The organism is Streptomyces griseoluteus, from assembly GCF_004784465.1.
GTDB classification, from domain to species: domain Bacteria; phylum Actinomycetota; class Actinomycetes; order Streptomycetales; family Streptomycetaceae; genus Streptomyces; species Streptomyces griseoluteus.
The window spans coordinates 128,705-148,654 of sequence record NZ_SRRU01000001.1; the positions used below are offsets into that span (position 1 = coordinate 128,705).

Sequence of the window (19,950 nt, forward strand, 5' to 3'; positions counted from 1 at the left end):
GCGGGCGTGATCGGTATCAGCGGATCAGTGATGCAGTTCCTTCTGGCGTTCGTCGTCGCCGTGCCGCTCCTCGGCGCGGCCGCCGCCCTCCTGCCCTCCCGCCCCTCGGCGAGCCGCTCCGCGGCGCCCCTTCTAGTCACCGGACTGAAGGGGAAGTCCCCCGACCAGGCCGTGCTCCGGCACGGCGTGACCGTGACCGGCGTGGTCCTCGTGGCCGCGATCGTCCTGGCGCTCGGCTTCGACCATGACCATCCCTCGAAGATGCAGGCCACGACCGACATCAGCTGGATTCCCGCACTCCACGTGCGCATCCACCTCGGCATCGACGGCATCTCCCTCCCCCTTCTCCTCCTGACCGCGCTGCTGACCTTCCTCTGCGCGCTCTACTCCTACTTCAACCCGCCCGCGGGGCCCTCCCCGAAGGCGTTCACCGCCCTGGTCCTGCTGCTCGAAGGGGGCACCCTCGCCTCCTTCGCCGTGCTCGACCTCGTCCTCTTCTTCCTGGCCTTCGAGACCGTGCTGGTCCCGATGTACTTCCTCATCGCCCGCTGGGGCGGCGAGGGCCGGACCCGGGCCGCGTGGAGGTTCATCCTGTACACGCTGCTCGGTTCCGTGATCATGCTGCTCGGCCTGCTGCTGATCGGGATCAAAGCGGGCACATTCGACATGGTGGCACTCGCCACTGACAACGGCCGGACATTGACCACATCCGTGCAGGTCGTCGCCGTTCTGGCGATCGGGATCGGGCTCGCGGTGAAGGCGCCGATGTGGCCCCTGCACAGCTGGCTGCCGGACGCCCACACCGCCGCCCCGACCGTCGGCTCGGTGCTGCTCGCCGGCGTTCTGCTGAAGATGGGCACGTACGGGTTCGTCCGCATCCTGCTCCCGGTCGCGCCCGACGGTTTCCGGGTCTTCGCCCCCTACCTCGCCGCGTTCGCCGTCGTCGGGATCATCTACGGGTCCCTGGCCTGCCTCTCGCTCGCCAGGCGGGGCGCCAAGGGCGACCTGAAGCGGCTGATCGCGTACTCCTCGGTCGGCCACATGGGCTTCGTGCTGCTCGGCATCTCCACCATGACCCCGACCGGCGTCAACGGCGCGCTCTTCGCCAACATCGCCCACGGCCTCATCACCGGCCTGCTGTTCTTCCTGGTCGGCGCCCTGAAGGACCGCACCGGCAGCACCGACCTCGACACCCTGGCCGCGCACAGCGGGGGCGCCCTGTACGGCCGGGCCCCGCGTCTCGGCGGGCTGCTCGCCTTCGGTGCCGTCGCCTCGCTCGGACTGCCCGGACTCGCCGGGTTCTGGGGCGAGATGCTCGCGCTGTTCGGCGCGTTCCAGCCCGCCGCCGGGCTCAGCCGGGCCGCCTACCTGGTCTTCCTGGCGATCGGCGCCTTCGGCACCCTGCTGACCGCCGCGTACCTGCTGGTCGTGGTCCGCCGCGTCTGCATGGGCGACCCGGGCCAGGACCTGCCCGAACTCGCCGACGTGCGCGGCTACGAGTTCGCCGCCTGGACCCCGCTCGTCGTCCTCACCGTCCTCGCCGGACTCTGGCCCAGGGCCCTGCTCGGCCTCAGCGACCCGGCCGTGCAGCAGCTCCTCGCAGGAGGCACCCGATGACCGCCCTGGCCCAGTCCCTCGCCCAGGCCGCACCGGGACACCTGGCCGCGCCGGCGGTCAACGCCCTGATCCAGTCCGTCGACTGGCTGGCCATCGCCCCGCCCGTCATCGTCGCCGTCACGGCCCTCGCCGTGCTCGTCACCGACCTGTTCCTGCCCGAGTACCGCAAGCCGCTTCTCGGCTGGTTCTCCGTGGCCGGCCTGGCCGCCGCCGGGCTCATGCTGCTGCCGCTCCTGGACGGCGACCGCGCCACCTTCTGCCTGACCGGCTCCACGCGCGCGTGCAGCTACAGCGCCGACCACTTCACGGTCGTCATCCAGTTCCTCGTCCTCGGCGGCGCCCTGCTCGCGGCCCTGCTGTCCGTGACCGGCGTCCAGGACGACCGGCGGCGCGTCCCGGCCGGGGAGTTCTGGTTCCTGCTGCTCTCCTCGGCGGCCGGTGCCGCCCTGCTGCCCGCCTCCCGCGACCTCGCCACCCTGATCGTCGCCCTGGAGGTCGCCTCCCTGCCCGCCTTTGCCCTGGTCGGCATCCGGCACGGCGAGGCACGCTCTGCCGAGGCGGCCCTGAAGTTCTTCCTCTCCTCGGTCACCGCCACCGCCGTCAGCCTGATGGGCGTCAGCTTCGTCTACGCAACCACCGGCACCCTGCACCTCACCGAGATCGCCCGCCGCCTGCCCCAGACCGACGGCCAGCTCCACACCCTCGTCCAGACCGGCGTCGTCCTCACCCTGGTCGGCTTCGCCTTCAAGACCGCCGCCGTGCCCTTCCACTTCTGGGTCCCCGAGACCTACGTGGGCGCGCCGCTCCCGGTCGCCGCCTACCTCTCGGTCGTCGGCAAGGCGGTCGGCTTCTCCGGCCTGATCCTCGTCACCGTGATCGCCTTCCCGTCCTACGCCGAGGTCTGGGGCCCCGCCCTCGCCGTCCTGGCCGCGCTCACCATGACCGCGGGCAATGCCGGTGCCCTTTGGCAGCGGGCCACGCGCGCGTACAGCGCCGTACGCCTCCTCGCCTGGTCCTCCATCGGCCAGGCCGGCTACCTCCTGGTCCCGATCGCCGCCGCCGGATACACGCGGGACGGCCAGAAGGCGATCGGCTCCACCGTCGCCTACGCCCTGATGTACGCCGCCGTGAACCTGGGTGCCTTCGCGGTGGCCGCCCTGGTGGGCCGCACGAGGCCGCTCAACCGGATCGCCGACTACCGGGGCCTGTACGCCACCAACCCCGTCACCGCCGTCCTCCTGGCCTTCTTCCTGCTCTGCCTGGCCGGGCTCCCGCCGGGCGTGATCGGACTGTTCGCCAAGGTCACGGTGTTCTCGGCGGCCGTGGACGCCGGGCTCGGCTGGCTCGCCGTGGTCATGGCCGTCAACGTGGTGATCGCGCTCTACTACTACCTCCGGTGGACGGCCCTGCTGTTCCGCGTACCCGAGGGCGAGCCCGTACGGCACCGCCTCCCCGCCCCCCTCACCGCCGCGCTCGCCCTCACGGCGGCCGTCGGCGTGGCCCTCTCGGGCGCACCCCAGCTGGTGCTGCGCTTCGCCGCCACGACCCTGTTCTGACGGGCGCGGCGGACCTCGCTCACTCGTACGGGTGTCCGCGCCACCACGCCCACCTGGGAACTCGCGGCCTTCGCCTGGCGTTGTCCTGATCGGGAGGGTCCACTGGACCGAAGGGTTCCCGCGCCGCACGATCGGGAGGGTCAGGGTGCACCGCCGGCACAACGGGCTCAGGACCGCAGTACTCCTCGGGGCACTGTCGGCGATCATCATCGTCATCGGCAGCTTCTTCGGCCGTACGGGGCTGATCGTCGCCGTCCTGGTCGCGCTCGGCACGAACGCGTACGCGTACTGGAACAGCGACAAGCTGGCCCTGCGCGCGATGCGGGCGCGCCCGGTGAGCGAGTTCGAGGCGCCGGAGCTGTACCGGATCGTGCGCGAGCTGTCCACGCAGGCGCGCCAGCCCATGCCCCGGCTGTACATCTCGCCCACGGAGGCGCCCAATGCCTTCGCCACCGGCCGCAACCCGCGCCATGCGGCCGTCTGCTGCACCGAGGGCATCCTCCGCCTGCTCGACCGGCGCGAGCTGCGCGGCGTCCTCGGCCATGAGCTGAGCCATGTCTACAACCGGGACATCCTCATCTCGTCCGTGGCCGGCGCCCTCGCCTCGGTGATCATGTTCCTGGTCAACTTCGCGTGGCTGATCCCGGTCGGCCGCTCGGACGACGACGAGGGGCCCGGTCTGATCGGCATGCTGCTGACCATGCTCCTCGGCCCGCTCGCGGCCACCCTGATCCAGCTGGCCGTCAGCCGCTCCCGCGAGTACGAGGCGGACGCGTCCGGCGCCCAGCTCACCGGCGACCCGCTGGCCCTCGCGTCGGCGCTGCGCAAGCTGGAGAGCGGCACCCAGCAGCTCCCGCTGCCCCCGGAGCCGCGTATCGAGACCGCGAGCCACATGATGATCGCCAACCCGTTCCGGCCCGGCCAGGGACTGGCCCGGATGTTCTCGACGCACCCGCCCATGGCCGAGCGGATCGCCCGACTGGAGAAGATGGCAGGTCGAAACCGGTGAAGACCCTTCTGAACATCATCTGGCTCGTCCTGAGCGGCTTCTGGTTGTTCCTCGGCTACGTGCTCGCCGGCGTGCTGCTGTGCATCACGATCATCGGCATCCCCTTCGGGGTGGCCGCCTTCCGTATCGGCGTCTACGCCCTCTGGCCCTTCGGGTACACCACCGTCGAGCGCCGGGATGCGGGCGCGCCGTCGTGCGTCGGCAATGTGCTCTGGCTGGTGCTGGCGGGGTGGTGGCTGGCCCTGGCCCACATCACCACGGGCATCGCGCTGTGCCTGACGATCATCGGCATCCCCTTCGGCATCGCCAACTTCAAGCTGATCCCGGTCTCGCTGCTCCCGCTGGGCCGCGAGATCGTCCGCACCGACGAGCCGTTCGGCGCGCGCGTCGACTGAGGCAACCGGAACCCGGCCGCGCGGCGTCCTGGCAGGGGACAGGGCACACCGGCTTCTTACGGAGCGAGGGTGTGCGGACGCGGCGCGGAAGGGCAGGTTCCTGGCATGGGCATTCTCGGTTGGATCATCCTGGGCCTGCTGGCCGGAGCCATCGCCAAACTGCTGCTGCCGGGCCGTGACCCAGGGGGCTTCGTCGGCACGACCCTGATCGGCATCGCGGGCGCGTTCCTCGGCGGCTGGATCTCGTCCCGCTGGCTGGACCACCCGGTCTCGAAGCACTTCTACGACGGCGCGACGTGGGCGGCCGCGATCGGCGGCTCGCTGGTGCTGCTGATCCTGTACCGGGTGATCTTCGGCAACTCGCGCGACTAGCGCTTTCCGGCGGTCAGTCCTCGGAGCGGCGCTCGCTGCGATGCGTGCCGCGGGCCAGCTCCTGGAGGATCTCGTGCTCGGACCGCCCCGTCGTACGGGCCAGCGTGTGCAGCAGCGCCGCGCACAGGGCCGCCGTACCGTCCAGCAACGTCTCCGTCGCCCCGGGGTCCTCGTGCCGCCGCTCCTCCAGATACTCCGTCAGGAGCTCGTCCCCGGAGACGTAGGCAGTCATGAACTCGATACCGGTGCGCACGCGGTCGTAGTCACTGCTCATGCCGGAACGATCGCACATACCGAGCCCCGCCGCCGGGGAAGCCGGGGCGGGGCGAGGTGCGCGGCCGGTACTACCGGTAGGTACTACCGGTAGTTCACGAACTGGAGCGCGAAGTCGAAGTCCTTGCCCTTGAGCAGGGCGATGACGGTCTGGAGGTCGTCGCGGCTCTTGGAGCTGACGCGCAACTCCTCACCCTGGACCTGCGCCTTGACGCCCTTGGGGCCCTCATCGCGGATGATCTTCGCCACCTTCTTGGCGTTGTCCTGGGAGATGCCCTCCTCGATGGACGCGAAGATCTTGTACTCCTTGCCGGACAACTGGGGCTCGCCCGCGTCCAGCGCCTTCAGCGAGATGCCGCGCTTGATCAGCTTGGACTCGAAGACGTCGAGCACGGCCTTCACCCGGTCCTCGGAGTTGGCCTCCATGAGGATCTTCTCGCCGGACCACGAGATCGAGGCGCCCACGCCCTTGAAGTCGTAGCGCTGCGAGATCTCCTTGGCGGTCTGGTTGAGGGCGTTGTCGACCTCCTGCCGCTCGACCTTCGAGACGATGTCGAAACTGGAGTCGGCCATGTCCTGTGGCTCCTTGCATCGGGGGCGGAACGGGGTGCGGACCGTCCGGCCGCACCGCATCCGCCCCAGCCTAGCCACCCCCGGCCCCCGAGGACGGCGATCAACCGGGTGGCGGAGCACCCCCGCGCATCAGGTATTGTTTACGTCGTTGCCAGGGAGCACCGCCAAGGCGGACCCCCTTACAACAACCCCCGGCGGTGTGCCCGAGCGGCCAAAGGGAGCAGACTGTAAATCTGCCGGCTCAGCCTTCCCAGGTTCGAATCCTGGCGCCGCCACACTGGGGAGAGCCCCCTCTGATCAGCCTTTACGGCAGGTCGGAGGGGGTTTCTTCGTTCCCGGTGCCCGTTCGCATTATCGCGGACAGGCGCGGACGTGTCTCACTCGGTCCCGCCCGAATCCCACTTCTGATCAGTGCGTGTCCCTCAGGTGTCCCCCAGGGGAGAGCATGATCACTCCGGTTCGTTCCACTCCCGGAGGGCCGCGTCGATCCGGCTGTTCGCCCGCTCCCGAGTCTGGTCGAGCACCTTGGCGTACACCTGGTGCAGCACGGCGATGCTGTGTGGCCTGCGCGGCGGGCGCACTCCATGGCGTCGACTCCTTGCTTGGCGATCCATGCGAAGGCGCGGGCATCGTCATTTGGCGGGGTCTCGCCCCAGCGGTTCCGGTTGTACGCCCACCCGTACAACGGCCCTCGCAGGAGGGAACCATCCGGTATTCCCGCCGTTGTTTTCACGAGCGCGGGGGTGATGGTGGTCGCCGTAGTTCTTGCGCGACTTTGCAGGAGCGTGCGCCCACTTGCGGTCGAAGTAGGTGCAGCCTGCCAGTTGCCGCAGCTCAGGGAGTAGGTGGAAGCGGGCGAAGGCTCAAAGTCCACGGTTCATGCGGCCTACAAGGCGTTGGAGGCCGAAGGGCTGGTCACGTCGTCACGCGGACCCGGCGCGGTCGTCCGTGAGCGGGCCCCGCTCAAGCGCCTCGGTATCGCGCGATATGACAAAACCAAGTGACGAGACGGCGATGAAGTGGCGTTCATCGCGGACCGTGTGGCGTCCGGACGAACGTACCTGGGTGTCCCCAGGCCTCGGCCGTCACACCGATCTCGGCCCGCGCGGTCTCGCTGGTCGGCACCTGATGCTCCAGCAGGCCGGCAACGGGCCTGCCGAGTCCGGTTTCCTGCTCCCCGGCCTCCCAGCAGTCCACAATATCCGCGGCGCGAGCGGGTGGCAGGAGCACGGCGAACCGGCGCCACTGGGTCGCTTCATCCATCACTCGGCCCACGTTATCGGTGCTGTCGCGGATCAATCTGCGGTGAGGCGCGGTGGAGCGCGGGAGGTGGGCGACGACCGTTAGTGGCCGACGACGACCAGCGGGCCCGGCAGGGGGCGAGGCCCCGGTTACTACGTCTGCGCTGCGCAGCGAGATTCACGTATGCAGCCACATCCACGACAGTCCCTGGTGGTCGCAGCCCGCGAGATCGAAATCGGGGGTGTCGACTTTCCGGCACGCGAAGCCTGCGCGATGTCAGCGTTCACTCTGCGCGCCTTGATATTCCTGCAAGACCTCCTTCGAACTCAGTGTCCAAGGGTGTTGTGATCCGAGTACCCTCGTCCGACCTCCCACGAGTTGTTCTGCATGCTCGATTGCCTCCGCGTGCTGACCCAAGTCCCAGAGAATTCTGCTCAATGTGAGCTGATTATTCAGCGTGATGGGGAAATCGGGTCCGAAGCGTCGCACGTTGCTTCCAAAAGCGGAGAGGGCGTATGGCAGTGCGTCGGCTGACTGCCCTGCGCGTTGAAGCGCGAACGCAAGGTCGAGTTCGGATATGAGCGTGATGGTGTGGCTTTCACCGAGTTCGCGACGGCAGTCTTCGATCAGGGTGGATCCCACTGCCAACTCGGTCGGTTTCGTAGCCGTTTCCACAAGGGACGACCGTGCGAGGAGTGCGAGAGGATGCGTGGACCCAAAAAGTTGGATTCTTTTCTCTGTCGCTCGCTGGATTAGGTGGATTCCCTCCTGCTGTCGGCCAAGATTGATGAGAGGGCTGGCCAATTTTAGGTAAGTTGTCAAAGTGTCCGGAGCGTCAGGTCCTAGTGTTCCTATGCAGACTTCCAGCACGCTTCTGTACAGCGCTTCGGACTCTTCGAATCGACCCAGCCGAAAGAGCGCCCGTCCGATTCGGTGACGCAGCCTGATAAGCAGAACGTTGTCTTCGTCCAACTGGGTACTGAGAAGATCCACCACATTGTTGCTCAAGCTGAGTGCGGAAGCGAAGTCGCCAGTCCTGTGAACGGCCGTGACAAGCCGAAGGGCGCACTCCGCCGAAGCTTCCACTGTGGATCGGCTGACTTTCCAGTCGGCCGCTTTTCGCACCAGTGCGAGTACATGTGGTGCGAGCATGCTTACCCGGGGGTCCTGCGGCCCTCGGTCAGGCACCTCGGGCAGGAGGGCCAGGCACAGGCGGGCGGCCGTGGCTGAGAGCGACTCGCGCTGGTCGGCGGGTGTCGCCCGGGCCACGCTGTTGAGGAGCACGCCGTGGGTGCGCAGACCGCGTACGTCTCCTGGCACCAGCTCAGTGAGCGAGTGATCGATAAGTCCACGGAGAGCCGATTCGACATGGGAGGCCGGCAGTGCCGGGCCAAGTTCCGCACCGAGCAGAACCGATAGCGGCAGCGGGTCACTGGACCAGCAGGCGAGCAGGCGCAGAAGGTGGCCAGCTTCAGGCAGCCCTTGTGCAGTGAGGGCGTCCAGGGAGAACTGCCAAGTGCGGCTGGGCAGGCGGCGGGAGTCCTCGCCGATGGCTGCGGCCCCTTGTTCGATGAATTCGATGGGGTCCAGACCTGTGCTGCCGTCGAGTCGGCGGCCGTAGTCGGCGAGGCTCCAGGGGTCGATCACCTGATGAGCCAGGAATCCGCCGGCGAGGGTGAGTGCCAGAGGCAGTCGTCCGAGGCGGTCGGCTACCTCCGCGGCGTCTTCGATGGACCCGGCATGCGGTGCGAGGTCTCGCAGTACAAGGGCGGCTTCATCACGTGGGAGTACGCCGAATTGCAGCAGTTCCGCCCCGGGCCACCAGTGAGCTGCTGCTTGCCGGGTTGTGACGACGACGGTGCCGGTGGGGCTGGTGCGCAGCCAGCCGCCGTCGCGAAGGATGGCAGGGTTGTCGGCGTTGTCGAGGACAAGTAGCCAGGGTTGGTCAGAGCTGTCCAGATAGTGCCAGACGAGATCCGCGGCGGGGCGTAGTCCGCTGCGTGCTCCCATCAGTTCGCCGTCGGTGGCCCCGCGGTCGGCTGCGACGGCGAGCATGCCCGCACGTAGGGAGGTCGAGTCGGAAGCGTTGACCCACAGCCCGAGCCGGCCGGCCCGGTTGGTGGCGTGATGGAAGAGCGTGTAGGCGACGGCGGTCTTGCCGCAGCCGCCCAGACCGTGGAGGACGTAGACGCGGTTGCCGACGCCGGGTTCGACGGCGGCGCGCAGACGGTCCATCTCGCCAACGCGGTCGCGCAGCACCACGGGGGTGCGGCCGACCGCTGGGCGGCGCACGGAGTCCGGCCCTGACCAGTCGGGGACGTGGTGGTGGTGTTCGGTGATGTGCTGGTCGCCTGAGGCTTGGTAGACGCGGCCCTGGCCGTCTGCCCGGGCGTCGTTGCCGCCGTTCATCGGGGGCCGAAGTTCTGGTCGCGGCCGGCCTGGTAGACCCGGGCGTGGCCAGAGGCGGTCGCGTGCTGCGTCACCGATGGCGCTGCGGGCGGGCGCGGGGCCAATTCGTCAAGCAGCGTCCGCAGTGCGGCGGTCTCTTCCGGATGGGCTGCAAGCAGTCGCCGCAGGCGGCCCTGCCACTCGGCACTCAGCTCGTCGCGGGATTCGAGATCGCCGCTGGCCTGCGCGGCCAGCAGGTCGCCCCGAGTTACGTCGAGTTCGGCAGAGATCGCGTCGGCTCGGCCCGGCTCGGCGCGACGCCACAGCGAGGCAACACCGTCTCTGGCGCGTTGCCACGCTTCGGTCGTCAATAAGGTGACCAGGGTTGTCCCTGCTGTTCCTGCCAGCATGGCCATGTCCGGATCCACGAACCCGCCCCCTTCAGCCCGTTGCTACCTGCTGCCACAGAGTAGCCAGCAGACCCGGCAACTGCACGATCGCGCAAGGCCCCTACATGTTTGTGGACGAGCCCACCCCGCCAGGAGTATGACGAGTGGTCGCCGTTCCCCAGACGTCCCGCGGTAGCGCCGAGTTCGAGCAGGTCAGAAAGGGTGAGCGGAGCAGACTGACGCATGGCCGAAGGCTATGGCCAGGCAGTGACAAACGGGGAGACTCCCTTTCTTCTGAGGGGAGTTCAGACGCAAAGCGGCGCGGCACCCCCCGAGAGAAGTGCCGCGCAGCTTGCAGTGAGGGTCAGCGGCGGTGGTCGTGGCCGCGGCCGTGGTGGTCACGGCCGTGGTGGTCACGGTTGTCGTCCCAGCGCTGGCCGCGCTCGCCCCATGTCACGCTGTCGACGAAGCGGCGCTCGTCGTTGCGGAGGGTGGCGGTGTCGCGGCGGTTGTCCCAGACGTAGTTGCGGCGGTCCTGGAAGAGGTCGCCGGCGGTGTCGCGGCCGACGCCCGTGTGGACGCGGACGGTCTGGTGGCCGCCGAGGGTGAAGTGGCGGAAGGTGTAGGTGACCCCGCGCCGGTCCTCCGTCAGCCTCCAGCCGTCGAGGTTCACGCGGTGGCGGGAGTTGTTGGTGATCTCGACCCACTCGTTGTTGAGGGAGCGGTTGGAGCCGTTGTCCCAGCCGGGGGAGTCGTACTGCACGCGGCTGATCTCGACGTTCTCGCGGTGAGAGCGGTCCGCGGCGGTGGCCGGCAGGGCCGCCGCTCCGACCAGCGCCCCGGCAGCGAGAGCGGCGGCGGCCAGGCGACGAGCGGTCACGGAAGACGAAGTCACAGAGTCTCCTGCAAGGTGCGGGCACCCGCCCACGGGACGACCGGGGGCGGAAAACGTGCGATGTGCGGATGGCGACCTGCTGGCCGCGCAGACACCACTTTGGCGGGATGCGGAGGACATGTGGTGGAAACGTGAACTGTGTTACCGAGAGGCCATGTTTCCGTGACTCTTGGCTGTAACGTCCATTCATAGGAAGAATGCACCAAGTTGACGCCTCGAAAGAGACGGAGCCCTTGTGATCACTGGGCCGAGTCCCCTTTTCGCCAGGCCGCGCCACCCCGGCCACCCCGCACCCGTCACCCGAAAGTGAGTAACAGGCCTGTCAGACCCGCAGGGCACACTGGTCCCATGTCCGCGCGCCGCAGAACCTGTCCCGTGTGCCACCGCGAGATCGCCGTCGTCGCCGGCCGCTTCGCGCGCCACGACCCGCCCGGCGCGCGGGAGAGCCAGGAGATGGTCTCCTGCGCGGGCTCCCGGCAGCACGCCCAGATCGGCGCGGCCCAGCCCACGCTGGACGGCTACGTCGTTCCCGACTTTCCCGGCCAACTCCCGCTGTTCTGACCGGGAGCAGAGCCCCGCTGAGGCCGCCTCAGTTCCCCGCGACCGCCTTCACGGCCACCGCCACCGGCACCGACCCCTCGATCAGCTCCAGGATCAGCCCCGCCGTCGACGAGGTCTCCACCAGTTCCGCCAGCACGGCCGCCACGTCGTCCCGCGGGACCTTGCCCCGCCCGGTGTGCGCCGCCAGCTTGACCAGCCCCGTGCCCGGCTCGTCCGTCAGCGAACCGGGGCGCAGGATCGTCCAGTCGAGGGCGTCCTGCGCGGTGACGTACGCGTCCGCCTCACCCTTGGCCCGCAGGTACACGTCGAAGACCTCGTCGCCGGGGTGATGGGGGTCCGCGCCCATCGAGGACACCACCACGAACCGGCGCACCCCGGCCCGCACCGCCGCGTCGGCGAACAGCACCGCCGCGCCCTTGTCCACCGTCTCCTTGCGTTCCTTACTGCTGCCCGGACCCGCGCCGGCCGCGAACACGGCGGCGTCGGCGCCCCTGAGCGCCTCCGCGACCTCCTCCACCGACGCGGACTCCAGGTCCAGCAGGACCGGCTCGGCACCGGCCGCCTGCAGATCCGCCGCCTGTTCCGGCTTGCGGATGATGCCCGCGGCCTCGTCCCCGCGGGCCGAGAGCCGCCGCTCCAGCCGCAGTGCGATCTGACCATGACCTCCGGCGATGACAATGCGCATGATTACGACCGTACGCCCGCCGTGACCCATCCGCCCCACGAGCGGGCCCCGCCCGGAGAACGTCCCCCCGGAGGGCCACGGCGCACGACGGCAACCGGGGGCGCACAGGGCAGTCATCCGTACCCCGAGTGGGCCAACTCGCCGTAGATAAAACGCTGTTACGACAGTCTCTAGCGGCCCTGCCGGGGCAGCCCCAGCTCCGCCTCGGCCGCCGACTTGCAGTACTCCCGCACCGCGCTGGTCCGGGCCACCAGCCGCCCCCGGTGCACGACGATCCTGCTGTACGCCAGCGACAGCGCCCCCGCCAACTCCTCCCCGCGCACCGCCAGCAGCTCCGCGGGGAACCCCGCCTCCACCCGCACCTCCGGCAGCCCCAGCACCGCCCGCGCCGACGCGCTCACCGTGTCGTAGGCGTCGGCCGGGCGCATCCCGTGGACGGAGGCGAGGAGGTACGCCGCCTCCAGGGGGTCGCCCCGGCCCACCGGGTTGGCCAGGTCCCGCAGGGCTCCGCTGCCCGCCGCGACGCGCACCCCGGCCGCGCGCAGCAGCCGTACCGGCGCGGTGCCCCGGCGGTCGGTGCCGGCGCAGCCGCCCTGGGGGAGGCAGACCACCGCGATCCCGGCGGCCGCGAGCCGGTCCGCGACGCGGTGCGCGGTCTCGGCGGGCAGCCGGGCGAGGGCCGCGCACGGGCCGAGGGTCACACCGGGACGCAGGCCCCCCGCCATCGCCGCGAGCCGCGACAGCCGGGCCGAATCCGCCGCGTCGGTGTGCAGATCGACCGGGCAGCCCTGCTCAGCGGCGACCTCCAGCACCGCCTCCGCGTACCCGGTGGGATCGGGGTCCAGGTCGGGGCAGCCGCCCACCACGTCGGCGCCCATCTTCACCGCGTCCCGCAGCATCGCCAGCCCGTCCGCACCGGCGACCCCGGTCAACAGCCTGGGCATCGCCACCGTGGTCAGCTCCGCGAGCCCGCGCAGCGCACGGCGGGCCTGGAGCACCGCCTCCAGCGCGCCGAGCCCCTGCACATCGCCGATGCGCACCTGGGCCCGTACCGCCGTGGCACCGTGGCCGAGCTGGAGCAGGATCGCCTCGGTCACTCTGCGTTGCACCTCCTCGGGGGCGGCCGACGGCGGGCCGGGGGGTCCGGCGGTGAGGCAGGTGTCGCCGTGGGCGTGCGGTTCGGCGGGGGCCGGGAGCAGCAGGTAGCCGCGCAGGTCGACCCGAGAGGCACCGGCGCGGGCCGGGCCGCGAGCCAGGGTGCCCGCCGTGCCGACCGCCTCGATACGGCCGTCACCCAGCCGTACGTCCACCGTCCGTCCGTCGGTGAGCCGCGCCCCGCACAGCACGAGGGCGCCCTGGTCGGGGGCGGGAGGAGGCTGTCGCCGGCTGTCGGGCATCGGGCGCTCGGACTCCAGAGGCGGGGGGACACGGAGCAAGATCACGCAGGGTGTCCGAGCGTAGGGTCGACGGCCGTGCGGACGGCGCAGGAGGGCAATAGTCGTACCGGCGTGGCACGGGGCCTCCGGGGGTGCCGGAGCGGCCCCGGAGGCCCAGGGGACGGCCCGCGATGGGCGCCCCGATACGGATTTGGGCGATCGGCGGCGGACCGTGTAATGTCTTCCTCGCTCGCCCCAATAGCTCAGTCGGCAGAGCGTCTCCATGGTAAGGAGAAGGTCAACGGTTCGATTCCGTTTTGGGGCTCTGGTGTGAGAGGTACCCGTCGTGAGACGGGTTCCGATCTCATCAAAGCGGTGTAGCTCAGTCGGTAGAGCAAGCGGCTCATAATCGCTGTGTCACCGGTTCAAGTCCGGTCACCGCTACTAACAGTAGCCGATTGCGGGGTCGGTCCTTCGATCGGCTACTCTTACATGCGTTGAACTAGCCCATCCGTTCGTCCTAGGAGCACTCACGTGGCTGCCACCGACGTCCGCCCGAAGATCACGCTGGCCTGCGTGGAGTGCAAGGAGCGGAACTACATCACCAAGAAGAACCGGCGTAACAACCCGGACCGTCTTGAGATGAAGAAGCACTGCCCGCGTTGCAATGCGCACACCGCGCACCGCGAAACGCGATAAATCAGGCTCGTACTTGAGGCCGCCCCCAGCAGTATGGGGGGCGGCCTCAAGTCGTTTTCCCAAGCACTCCGCTAGACCAGGAGGTACCGGGCCCATGGCGCTCGACCAGTCCTTCGTGGGGCGTACCTATCCGCCCACCGAGCCCTACGAGGTGGGCCGGGAGAAGATCCGCGAGTTCGCCGAGGCCGTCGGCGACACCAACCCGGCGTACCGCGACCCGGAGGCCGCCAAGGCTTACGGGCACGCCGATGTGATCGCCCCGCCGACCTTCGTGTTCTCCATCACCTTCCGCGCCGCCGGACAGGTCGTCGAGGACCCCCAGCTCGGACTGGACTACAGCCGTGTGGTGCACGGCGACCAGAAGTTCGCCTACACCCGCCCGGTGCGCGCCGGTGACCGGCTCACCGTCACCTCCACCATCGAGGCCATCAAGTCCATGGCGGGCAACGACATCCTGGACATCCGGGGTGAGGTGCACGACGCGTCCGGCGAGCACGTGGTGACCGCCTGGACCAAGCTGGTGGCCCGCGCGGCCGAGGAGGTCTGAGCAGCGATGACCGCGAAGATCGCGTACGACGACGTCGAGGTCGGCACCGAACTCCCGGCGCAGACCTTCCCCGTGACCCGCGCCACCCTCGTGCGCTACGCGGGCGCCTCCGGGGACTTCAACCCCATCCACTACAACGAGCGGTTCGCCAAGGAGGTGGGCCTGCCGGACGTCATCGCGCACGGCATGTTCACCATGGCCGAGGCCGCCCGCGTCGTCACCGACTGGACCGGTGACCCGGCCGCCGTCGTGGAGTACGGCGTCCGCTTCACCAAGCCGGTCGTCGTGCCCGACGACGACAAGGGCGCGCTGATCGAGGTCTCGGCCAAGGTCGCGGCCAAGCTCGACGACAACACCGTCCGCGTCGACCTCACCGCGACCTGCGCGGGCCAGAAGGTGCTCGGCATGTCCCGGGCGGTCGTCCGGCTGGCCTGACCGACAGCGGCAGAAGTACAGCGGCAGAAGTAAGGGGCGTCCGGCAATGGCGGGCGCCCCTTACCGTTTCCCCCGCCCCGTAGTCTTGCCTCCGTGCACGTACTCCACGACGCCCCCCTGGCCCCGCTGACCACCTTCCGGCTGGGCGGTCCCGCGACCCGGCTGGTCACCGCCACCACCGACGCCGAGGTGATCGACGCCGTCCGCGAGGCCGACGACAGCGGCACCCCGCTGCTGATCATCGGCGGCGGCTCCAACCTGGTCATCGGCGACAAGGGCTTCGACGGCACCGCCCTGCGCATCGCCACCCGTGGCGTCGAACTGCGCGGCACCACCCTGGAGCTGGCCGCCGGTGAGGTCTGGACCGACGCCGTCGCCCGCACCGTCGAGGCCGGGCTCGCCGGGATCGAGTGCCTGGCCGGCATCCCCGGCTCGGCGGGTGCCACCCCGATCCAGAACGTCGGCGCGTACGGCCAGGAGGTCTCCTCCACCATCACCGAGGTGACCGCCTACGACCGCCGCGTGGGGGAGACCGCCACGCTCACCGGCGAGGAGTGCGCCTTCTCCTACCGCCACAGCCGCTTCAAGGCCGACCCCGAGCGCTACGTCGTGCTCCGCGTCCGCTTCGGGCTTCAGGACGCGGGCGGCCTGTCGGCGCCGGTCCGGTACGCGGAGACCGCGCGCGTGCTCGGCGTGGAACCCGGCGACCGGGTGCCGCTGGCCGACGCCCGCGAGACCGTGCTGAGGCTGCGCGCGGGCAAGGGCATGGTCCTCGATGCCGAGGACCACGACACCTGGTCCGCCGGGTCCTTCTTCACCAACCCGATCCTGGACGAGGAGCGGTTCGCCGCCTTCCGGGACCGGGTGCGCGAGCACCTCGGCGCGGACGCCGTACCGCCCGCCTACCCGGCGGGGGACGGGCTCACGAAGACCTCCGCGGCCTGGCTGATCGACAAGGCCGGCTTCACCAAGGGGTACGGCACCGGGCCCGCCCGCATCTCCACCAAGCACACCCTGGCCCTCACCAACCGGGGCGAGGCCACCACCGAGGACCTGCTCGCGCTGGCCCGCGAGGTCGTCGCCGGGGTCCAGGACGTCTTCGGCGTGACCCTGGTCAACGAGCCGGTGACCGTGGGCGTCAGCCTCTAGTACGCCACCGGCTAGTACGCCACCCCGACGCCCTGCCGGACCGTGGCGGGGTCGCCGAGCGCCGCCAGCATCGCGTGCGCCACGTCCGCGCGGCCGATGGTCCGGCCGCCGCGCGGGAAGCCGCCGACCACCGTGCGGTAGCGGCCGGTCAGGGGCCGGTCGAGCAGGCGCGGCGGGCGAACCGAGGTCCACTCGACGGTGCTGCGGGCCAGCTCGGCCTCCGTCTCGCGCAGATCGGCGTAGACGTCCTTGAGCACCGCCGACACCACGGACCGCAGCGCGCGGTCCAGGAGCCCGTCGTCCTCGGGGGCCGGGCCCACCGGGGCGGCGCTGACGATCACCAGCCGGCGCACGCCCTCCGCCGCCATGGCGGCCAGCACCGCGCGGGTCAGCCGGGCCGTCACCCCCGCGGCCCTGCGGGACCGCGCCCCCAGCCCCGACAGCACCGCGTCCCGGCCCGTGACGGCGCCGCGCAGCGCCTCCGCGTCGGACAGGTCGGCCCGGACCACGTGCAGCCGCTCCCCGGTGACGGTGAGCCGGGCGGGGTCCCGGACGACCGCCGTCACCTCGTGCCCCGCGTGCAGGGCCTGCCGGACGATCTCGCCGCCCACACCGCCGGTGGCGCCGAACACGGTCAGCCTCATGCGTTCACCGGCTCGGTCAGCCACTTGTCCACGCCCGCCAGCAGACGCTCCTTCGTCTCGGGGGGCGCCGCCGAGCCCCGTACCGACTGCCGGGCCAGTTCAGCGAGTTCGGCGTCGGTGAAGGCGTGGTGACGGCGGGCGATCTCGTACTGGGCGGCCAGCCGGGAGCCGAAGAGGAGGGGGTCGTCGGCGCCGAGGGCCAGCGGGACGCCGCTCTCGAACAGAGTGCGCAGGGGGACGTCCTCGGGCTTCTCGTAGACGCCGAGCGCCACGTTGGAGGCCGGGCAGACCTCGCAGGTGATGCCCCGGTCCGCGAGCCGCTTCAGCAGGCGCGGGTCCTCCGCGGCGCGCACCCCGTGCCCGATCCGGGTGGCGTGCAGGTCGTCCAGGCAGTCGCGCACCGACGCCGGGCCGGTCAGCTCACCGCCGTGCGGCGCCGACAGCAGGCCGCCCTCGCGGGCGATGTGGAAGGCCCGGTCGAAGTCGCGGGCCATGCCGCGCCGCTCGTCGTTGGAGAGGCCGAAGCCGACGACGCCCCGGTCCGCGTACCGCACCGCGAGACGGGCCAGGGTGCGGGCGTCCAGCGGGTGCTTCATCCGGTTAGCGGCCACCAGCACCCGCATTCCGAGCCCGGTGTCGCGGGAGGCGGTGTCCACCGCGTCCAGGATGATCTCCAGCGCCGGGATCAGCCCGCCCAGCCGGGGGGCGTACGAGGTCGGGTCCACCTGGATCTCCAGCCAGCCCGAGCCGTCCCGGACATCCTCCTCGGCGGCCTCCCGGACCAGCCGCTGGATGTCCTCGGGCTCACGCACGCACGAGCGCGCCGCGTCGTACAGCCGCTGGAAGCGGAACCAGCCGCGCTCGTCGGTGGCCCGCAGTTTCGGCGGCTCGCCGCTGGTCAGGGCATCGATCAGGGTCTCGGGCAGCCGGACGCCGTATTTGTCGGCCAGCTCCAGGACGGTGCCGGGGCGCATCGAGCCGGTGAAGTGCAGATGCAGATGGGCCTTGGGAAGCTCCGAGAGATCACGTACACGCTCCATCCAGAGATCCTGCCGCACCGGGAGGCCACACCGGTAGCCGGTTCCCCTTTAGTGGTCTTGCTCGCACACAGAAGCGGGGCGCGGCCTGTTCACCGTGAACAGGCCGCGCCCCGCTGGAAAAGGACCTCAGTCCCGCGCCTCCGCCAGCAGCTTCTGCATCCGGCTGACGCCCTCGATCAGGTCCTCGTCACCCAGCGCGTACGACAGCCGCAGGTAGCCCGGCGTGCCGAACGCCTCACCGGGGACGACCGCGACCTCGGCCTCCTCCAGGATCAGCGCGGCCAGCTCGACCGTGGTCGCGGGGCGCTTGCCCCGGATCTCCTTGCCCAGGAGGTCCTTCACCGACGGGTAGACGTAGAAGGCACCCTCGGGCTCCGGGCACAGCACGCCGGCGATCTCGTTCAGCATCCGCACGATGGTCCGGCGGCGCCGGTCGAACGCCTCGCGCATCTCCGCCACGGCCTTCAGGTCGCCGGAGACGGCGGCCAGCGCGGCGGCCTGCGCCACGTTGGAGACGTTGGAGGTGGCGTGCGACTGAAGGTTGGTCGCGGCCTTGACCACGTCCTTCGGACCGATGACCCAGCCCACCCGCCAGCCGGTCATGGCGTACGTCTTGGCGACACCGTTGACCACGATGCACTTGTCCCGCAGCTCCGGCAGGATCGCGGGCAGCGAGGTGAAGGTGGCGTCGCCGTAGACCAGGTGCTCGTAGATCTCGTCGGTCAGCACCCACAGGCCGTGCTCGACGGCCCAGCGGCCGATGGCCTCCGCCTCGGCCTCGCTGTAGACCGCGCCGGTCGGGTTGGACGGCGAGACGAAGAGGACGACCTTCGTCTTCTCCGTGCGGGCGGCCTCCAGTTGCTCGACGGTGACGCGGTAGCCGGTCGTCTCGTCCGCCACGACCTCCACCGGGACACCGCCCGCGAGCCGGATCGACTCCGGGTAGGTGGTCCAGTACGGGGCCGGGACGATGACCTCGTCGCCCGGGTCCAGGATCGCGGCGAACGCCTCGTAGATGGCCTGCTTGCCGCCGTTGGTCACCAGGATCTGCGAGGCGTCGACCTCGTAGCCCGAGTCCCGCAGGGTCTTCGCGGCGATGGCCGCCTTCAGCTCGGGCAGGCCGCCGGCCGGGGTGTAGCGGTGGAACTTCGGGTTCCGGCAGGCCTCTACGGCCGCCTCGACGATGTAGTCCGGGGTCGGGAAGTCGGGTTCACCGGCGCCGAAGCCGATCACCGGACGCCCGGCGGCCTTGAGGGCCTTGGCCTTGGCGTCCACGGCGAGGGTGGCGGACTCGGAGATCGCGCCGACTCGGGCGGAGACCCGGCGCTCGGTGGGAGGGGTTGCAGCGCTCATAGGCCCATCGTTCCAGACCGGAAACACGGCGGGCACACGGGTTTCACAGACTGAACAGCACCGGGCGGCCTGCGGAACAAGGGTCCGAATCCGGGCCGCCGCCTGGACGATCTTCCACTCCGGGCGCCCGGCCGGGCACTTTCTGTTCGACGCCGGGCCGTGGAGCACGTACACTCTCACCTCGTTGGCCTCCAGCAGCCACCGCGTGACCGCTCCACACTGGGCGGTCGGGCGGATGCGGTAGGTTGGGGGACACCAAAGGGTCGTAGCTCAATTGGTAGAGCACCGGTCTCCAAAACCGGCGGTTGGGGGTTCAAGTCCCTCCGGCCCTGCTACACACACCGCCAGGATGTGTGCGCATGTACGTACAGCAATGCACCGCCGTGCGGCTCTGAATTCACCGGGCGCGGCACGGCCACGATTCCGGGATCAGGTGAGGACGCATGACGGACGCCGTGGGCTCCATCGACACGCCTGATGCCCAGGACGAGCTGTCGGATGCCAAGAAGCCCCGCAAGGGCGGCAAGCGTGCCAAGAAGGGCCCGCTGAAGCGTCTTGCCACCTTCTACCGCCAGATCATCGCGGAACTCCGCAAGGTCGTCTGGCCGACCCGCAATCAGCTGACGTCGTACACGACCGTCGTGATCGTCTTCGTCGTCATCATGATTGGCTTGGTCACCGTGATTGACTATGGCCTCAACCACGCGGCCAAGTACGTCTTCGGCTGAGCCAAGAGCGAAGGGCGCCGTGGT

General features: G+C 70.1%; 22 protein-coding genes, 4 tRNA genes and 1 pseudogene. 16 read left to right on the plus strand and 11 right to left on the minus strand.

The features are described from left to right. Nucleotides 1-6: 6 nt before the first annotated feature. From E5082_RS00640 to E5082_RS00660, 5 genes are all read left to right on the plus strand, one after another. The gene (locus E5082_RS00640) at nucleotides 7-1,617 is read left to right on the plus strand and encodes a complex I subunit 4 family protein (protein ID WP_135789370.1); all 1,611 of its coding nucleotides are present in this window, start codon (nucleotides 7-9) and stop codon (nucleotides 1,615-1,617) included. Then, the gene (locus E5082_RS00645) at nucleotides 1,614-3,173 is read left to right on the plus strand and encodes an NADH-quinone oxidoreductase subunit N (protein WP_135789371.1); all 1,560 of its coding nucleotides are present in this window, start codon (nucleotides 1,614-1,616) and stop codon (nucleotides 3,171-3,173) included. The genes E5082_RS00640 and E5082_RS00645 overlap by 4 nt, the downstream gene beginning before the upstream one ends. A 145-nt stretch (nucleotides 3,174-3,318) precedes the next feature. Further along, nucleotides 3,319-4,182 (plus strand): zinc metalloprotease HtpX, encoded by an 864-nt coding sequence (gene htpX / locus E5082_RS00650; RefSeq protein WP_135789372.1) that lies wholly within the window; start codon nucleotides 3,319-3,321, stop codon nucleotides 4,180-4,182. Further along, on the plus strand, nucleotides 4,179-4,577 hold the full coding sequence (locus E5082_RS00655) for a YccF domain-containing protein (RefSeq protein WP_135789373.1): 399 nt from the start codon (nucleotides 4,179-4,181) through the stop codon (nucleotides 4,575-4,577). The genes htpX and E5082_RS00655 overlap by 4 nt, the downstream gene beginning before the upstream one ends. A 105-nt stretch (nucleotides 4,578-4,682) precedes the next feature. Continuing rightward, entirely contained in the window at nucleotides 4,683-4,949 is a 267-nt protein-coding gene (locus E5082_RS00660) for a GlsB/YeaQ/YmgE family stress response membrane protein (RefSeq protein WP_135789374.1), read from the plus strand. 13 nt (nucleotides 4,950-4,962) lie between these two features. Here E5082_RS00660 and E5082_RS00665 read toward each other — a convergent pair whose 3' ends face one another. Both E5082_RS00665 and E5082_RS00670 read right to left on the minus strand, forming a co-directional pair. Further along, nucleotides 4,963-5,223, minus strand: coding sequence for a hypothetical protein (locus E5082_RS00665; protein WP_135789375.1), 261 nt, complete (start codon nucleotides 5,221-5,223; stop codon nucleotides 4,963-4,965). Nucleotides 5,224-5,306: 83 nt separating this feature from the next. Next, entirely contained in the window at nucleotides 5,307-5,795 is a 489-nt protein-coding gene (locus E5082_RS00670; protein ID WP_086693011.1) for a YajQ family cyclic di-GMP-binding protein, read from the minus strand. A gap of 193 nt (nucleotides 5,796-5,988) precedes the next feature. On the opposite strand from E5082_RS00670, the gene E5082_RS00675 reads away from it, so the two are divergent. Beyond that, a tRNA-Tyr gene (locus E5082_RS00675) sits at nucleotides 5,989-6,070 on the plus strand. 546 nt (nucleotides 6,071-6,616) lie between these two features. Further along, a pseudogene (locus tag E5082_RS32755) lies at nucleotides 6,617-6,857 on the plus strand (GntR family transcriptional regulator); the annotation flags it as partial. Here the strand turns inward: E5082_RS32755 and E5082_RS00690 are convergent. The 4 genes from E5082_RS00690 to E5082_RS00705 form a co-directional block, all read right to left on the minus strand. Then, entirely contained in the window at nucleotides 6,822-7,058 is a 237-nt protein-coding gene (locus tag E5082_RS00690; RefSeq protein ID WP_135789376.1) for a hypothetical protein, read from the minus strand. The pseudogene E5082_RS32755 and the gene E5082_RS00690 sit on opposite strands and share 36 nt — an antisense overlap. A 255-nt stretch (nucleotides 7,059-7,313) precedes the next feature. Beyond that, nucleotides 7,314-9,446 (minus strand): tetratricopeptide repeat protein, encoded by a 2,133-nt coding sequence (locus E5082_RS00695; RefSeq protein WP_135789377.1) that lies wholly within the window; start codon nucleotides 9,444-9,446, stop codon nucleotides 7,314-7,316. After that, the gene (locus tag E5082_RS00700) at nucleotides 9,443-9,853 is read right to left on the minus strand and encodes a hypothetical protein (RefSeq protein WP_135789378.1); all 411 of its coding nucleotides are present in this window, start codon (nucleotides 9,851-9,853) and stop codon (nucleotides 9,443-9,445) included. Before E5082_RS00700 ends, E5082_RS00695 begins: the two co-directional genes overlap by 4 nt. Nucleotides 9,854-10,178: 325 nt before the next feature. Continuing rightward, nucleotides 10,179-10,709, minus strand: coding sequence for a lamin tail domain-containing protein (locus E5082_RS00705; protein WP_229918991.1), 531 nt, complete (start codon nucleotides 10,707-10,709; stop codon nucleotides 10,179-10,181). A 348-nt stretch (nucleotides 10,710-11,057) separates the two neighbouring features. Between E5082_RS00705 and E5082_RS00710 the strand changes: the two genes are divergently transcribed. Further along, the gene (locus E5082_RS00710) at nucleotides 11,058-11,270 is read left to right on the plus strand and encodes a hypothetical protein (protein WP_135789380.1); all 213 of its coding nucleotides are present in this window, start codon (nucleotides 11,058-11,060) and stop codon (nucleotides 11,268-11,270) included. Between the two features lie 28 nt (nucleotides 11,271-11,298). Here E5082_RS00710 and E5082_RS00715 read toward each other — a convergent pair whose 3' ends face one another. Both E5082_RS00715 and E5082_RS00720 read right to left on the minus strand, forming a co-directional pair. Then, nucleotides 11,299-11,955 carry an SDR family oxidoreductase gene (locus tag E5082_RS00715; protein ID WP_135789381.1) on the minus strand — a complete coding sequence of 219 codons (657 nt, stop codon included), beginning with the start codon at nucleotides 11,953-11,955 and terminating at the stop codon, nucleotides 11,299-11,301. A 170-nt stretch (nucleotides 11,956-12,125) separates the two neighbouring features. Then, the gene (locus tag E5082_RS00720) at nucleotides 12,126-13,352 is read right to left on the minus strand and encodes an amidohydrolase family protein (protein WP_135789382.1); all 1,227 of its coding nucleotides are present in this window, start codon (nucleotides 13,350-13,352) and stop codon (nucleotides 12,126-12,128) included. Nucleotides 13,353-13,583: 231 nt separating this feature from the next. Here E5082_RS00720 and E5082_RS00725 point away from each other — a divergent pair. The 6 genes from E5082_RS00725 to E5082_RS00750 all read left to right on the plus strand — a co-directional run bounded on the left by E5082_RS00725 (nucleotide 13,584) and on the right by E5082_RS00750 (nucleotide 16,161). Next, nucleotides 13,584-13,656 (plus strand) — tRNA-Thr (locus tag E5082_RS00725). A 46-nt stretch (nucleotides 13,657-13,702) separates the two neighbouring features. Beyond that, nucleotides 13,703-13,775 (plus strand) — tRNA-Met (locus E5082_RS00730). A 90-nt stretch (nucleotides 13,776-13,865) separates the two neighbouring features. After that, a complete protein-coding gene (gene rpmG, locus E5082_RS00735) occupies nucleotides 13,866-14,030 on the plus strand; it encodes a 50S ribosomal protein L33 (protein WP_003948671.1) in 165 nt (54 codons plus the stop codon). A gap of 94 nt (nucleotides 14,031-14,124) precedes the next feature. Continuing rightward, nucleotides 14,125-14,577 carry a MaoC family dehydratase N-terminal domain-containing protein gene (locus tag E5082_RS00740; protein ID WP_135789383.1) on the plus strand — a complete coding sequence of 151 codons (453 nt, stop codon included), beginning with the start codon at nucleotides 14,125-14,127 and terminating at the stop codon, nucleotides 14,575-14,577. A 6-nt stretch (nucleotides 14,578-14,583) separates the two neighbouring features. Continuing rightward, nucleotides 14,584-15,012: a MaoC family dehydratase gene (locus E5082_RS00745; protein WP_135789384.1), complete on the plus strand. Its 429-nt coding sequence runs from the start codon at nucleotides 14,584-14,586 to the stop codon at nucleotides 15,010-15,012. A gap of 93 nt (nucleotides 15,013-15,105) precedes the next feature. Further along, complete coding sequence (locus E5082_RS00750) at nucleotides 15,106-16,161, plus strand: UDP-N-acetylmuramate dehydrogenase (protein ID WP_135789385.1); 1,056 nt, start codon at nucleotides 15,106-15,108, stop codon at nucleotides 16,159-16,161. An 11-nt stretch (nucleotides 16,162-16,172) separates the two neighbouring features. On the opposite strand, the gene E5082_RS00755 is transcribed toward E5082_RS00750, so the two are convergent. The 3 genes from E5082_RS00755 to E5082_RS00765 form a co-directional block, all read right to left on the minus strand. Continuing rightward, on the minus strand, nucleotides 16,173-16,805 hold the full coding sequence (locus tag E5082_RS00755; protein ID WP_135789386.1) for an NAD(P)-dependent oxidoreductase: 633 nt from the start codon (nucleotides 16,803-16,805) through the stop codon (nucleotides 16,173-16,175). Next, on the minus strand, nucleotides 16,802-17,845 hold the full coding sequence (locus E5082_RS00760) for an adenosine deaminase (protein WP_135789387.1): 1,044 nt from the start codon (nucleotides 17,843-17,845) through the stop codon (nucleotides 16,802-16,804). The genes E5082_RS00755 and E5082_RS00760 overlap by 4 nt, the downstream gene beginning before the upstream one ends. Nucleotides 17,846-17,971: 126 nt before the next feature. Further along, nucleotides 17,972-19,198 (minus strand): pyridoxal phosphate-dependent aminotransferase, encoded by a 1,227-nt coding sequence (locus tag E5082_RS00765; protein ID WP_135789388.1) that lies wholly within the window; start codon nucleotides 19,196-19,198, stop codon nucleotides 17,972-17,974. 259 nt (nucleotides 19,199-19,457) lie between these two features. Here E5082_RS00765 and E5082_RS00770 point away from each other — a divergent pair. Together E5082_RS00770 and secE are read left to right on the plus strand one after the other, a co-directional pair. Further along, nucleotides 19,458-19,530 (plus strand) — tRNA-Trp (locus E5082_RS00770). 111 nt (nucleotides 19,531-19,641) lie between these two features. Next, entirely contained in the window at nucleotides 19,642-19,926 is a 285-nt protein-coding gene (gene secE, locus E5082_RS00775; RefSeq protein WP_030811625.1) for a preprotein translocase subunit SecE, read from the plus strand. The last annotated feature ends 24 nt before the right edge of the window (nucleotides 19,927-19,950 follow it).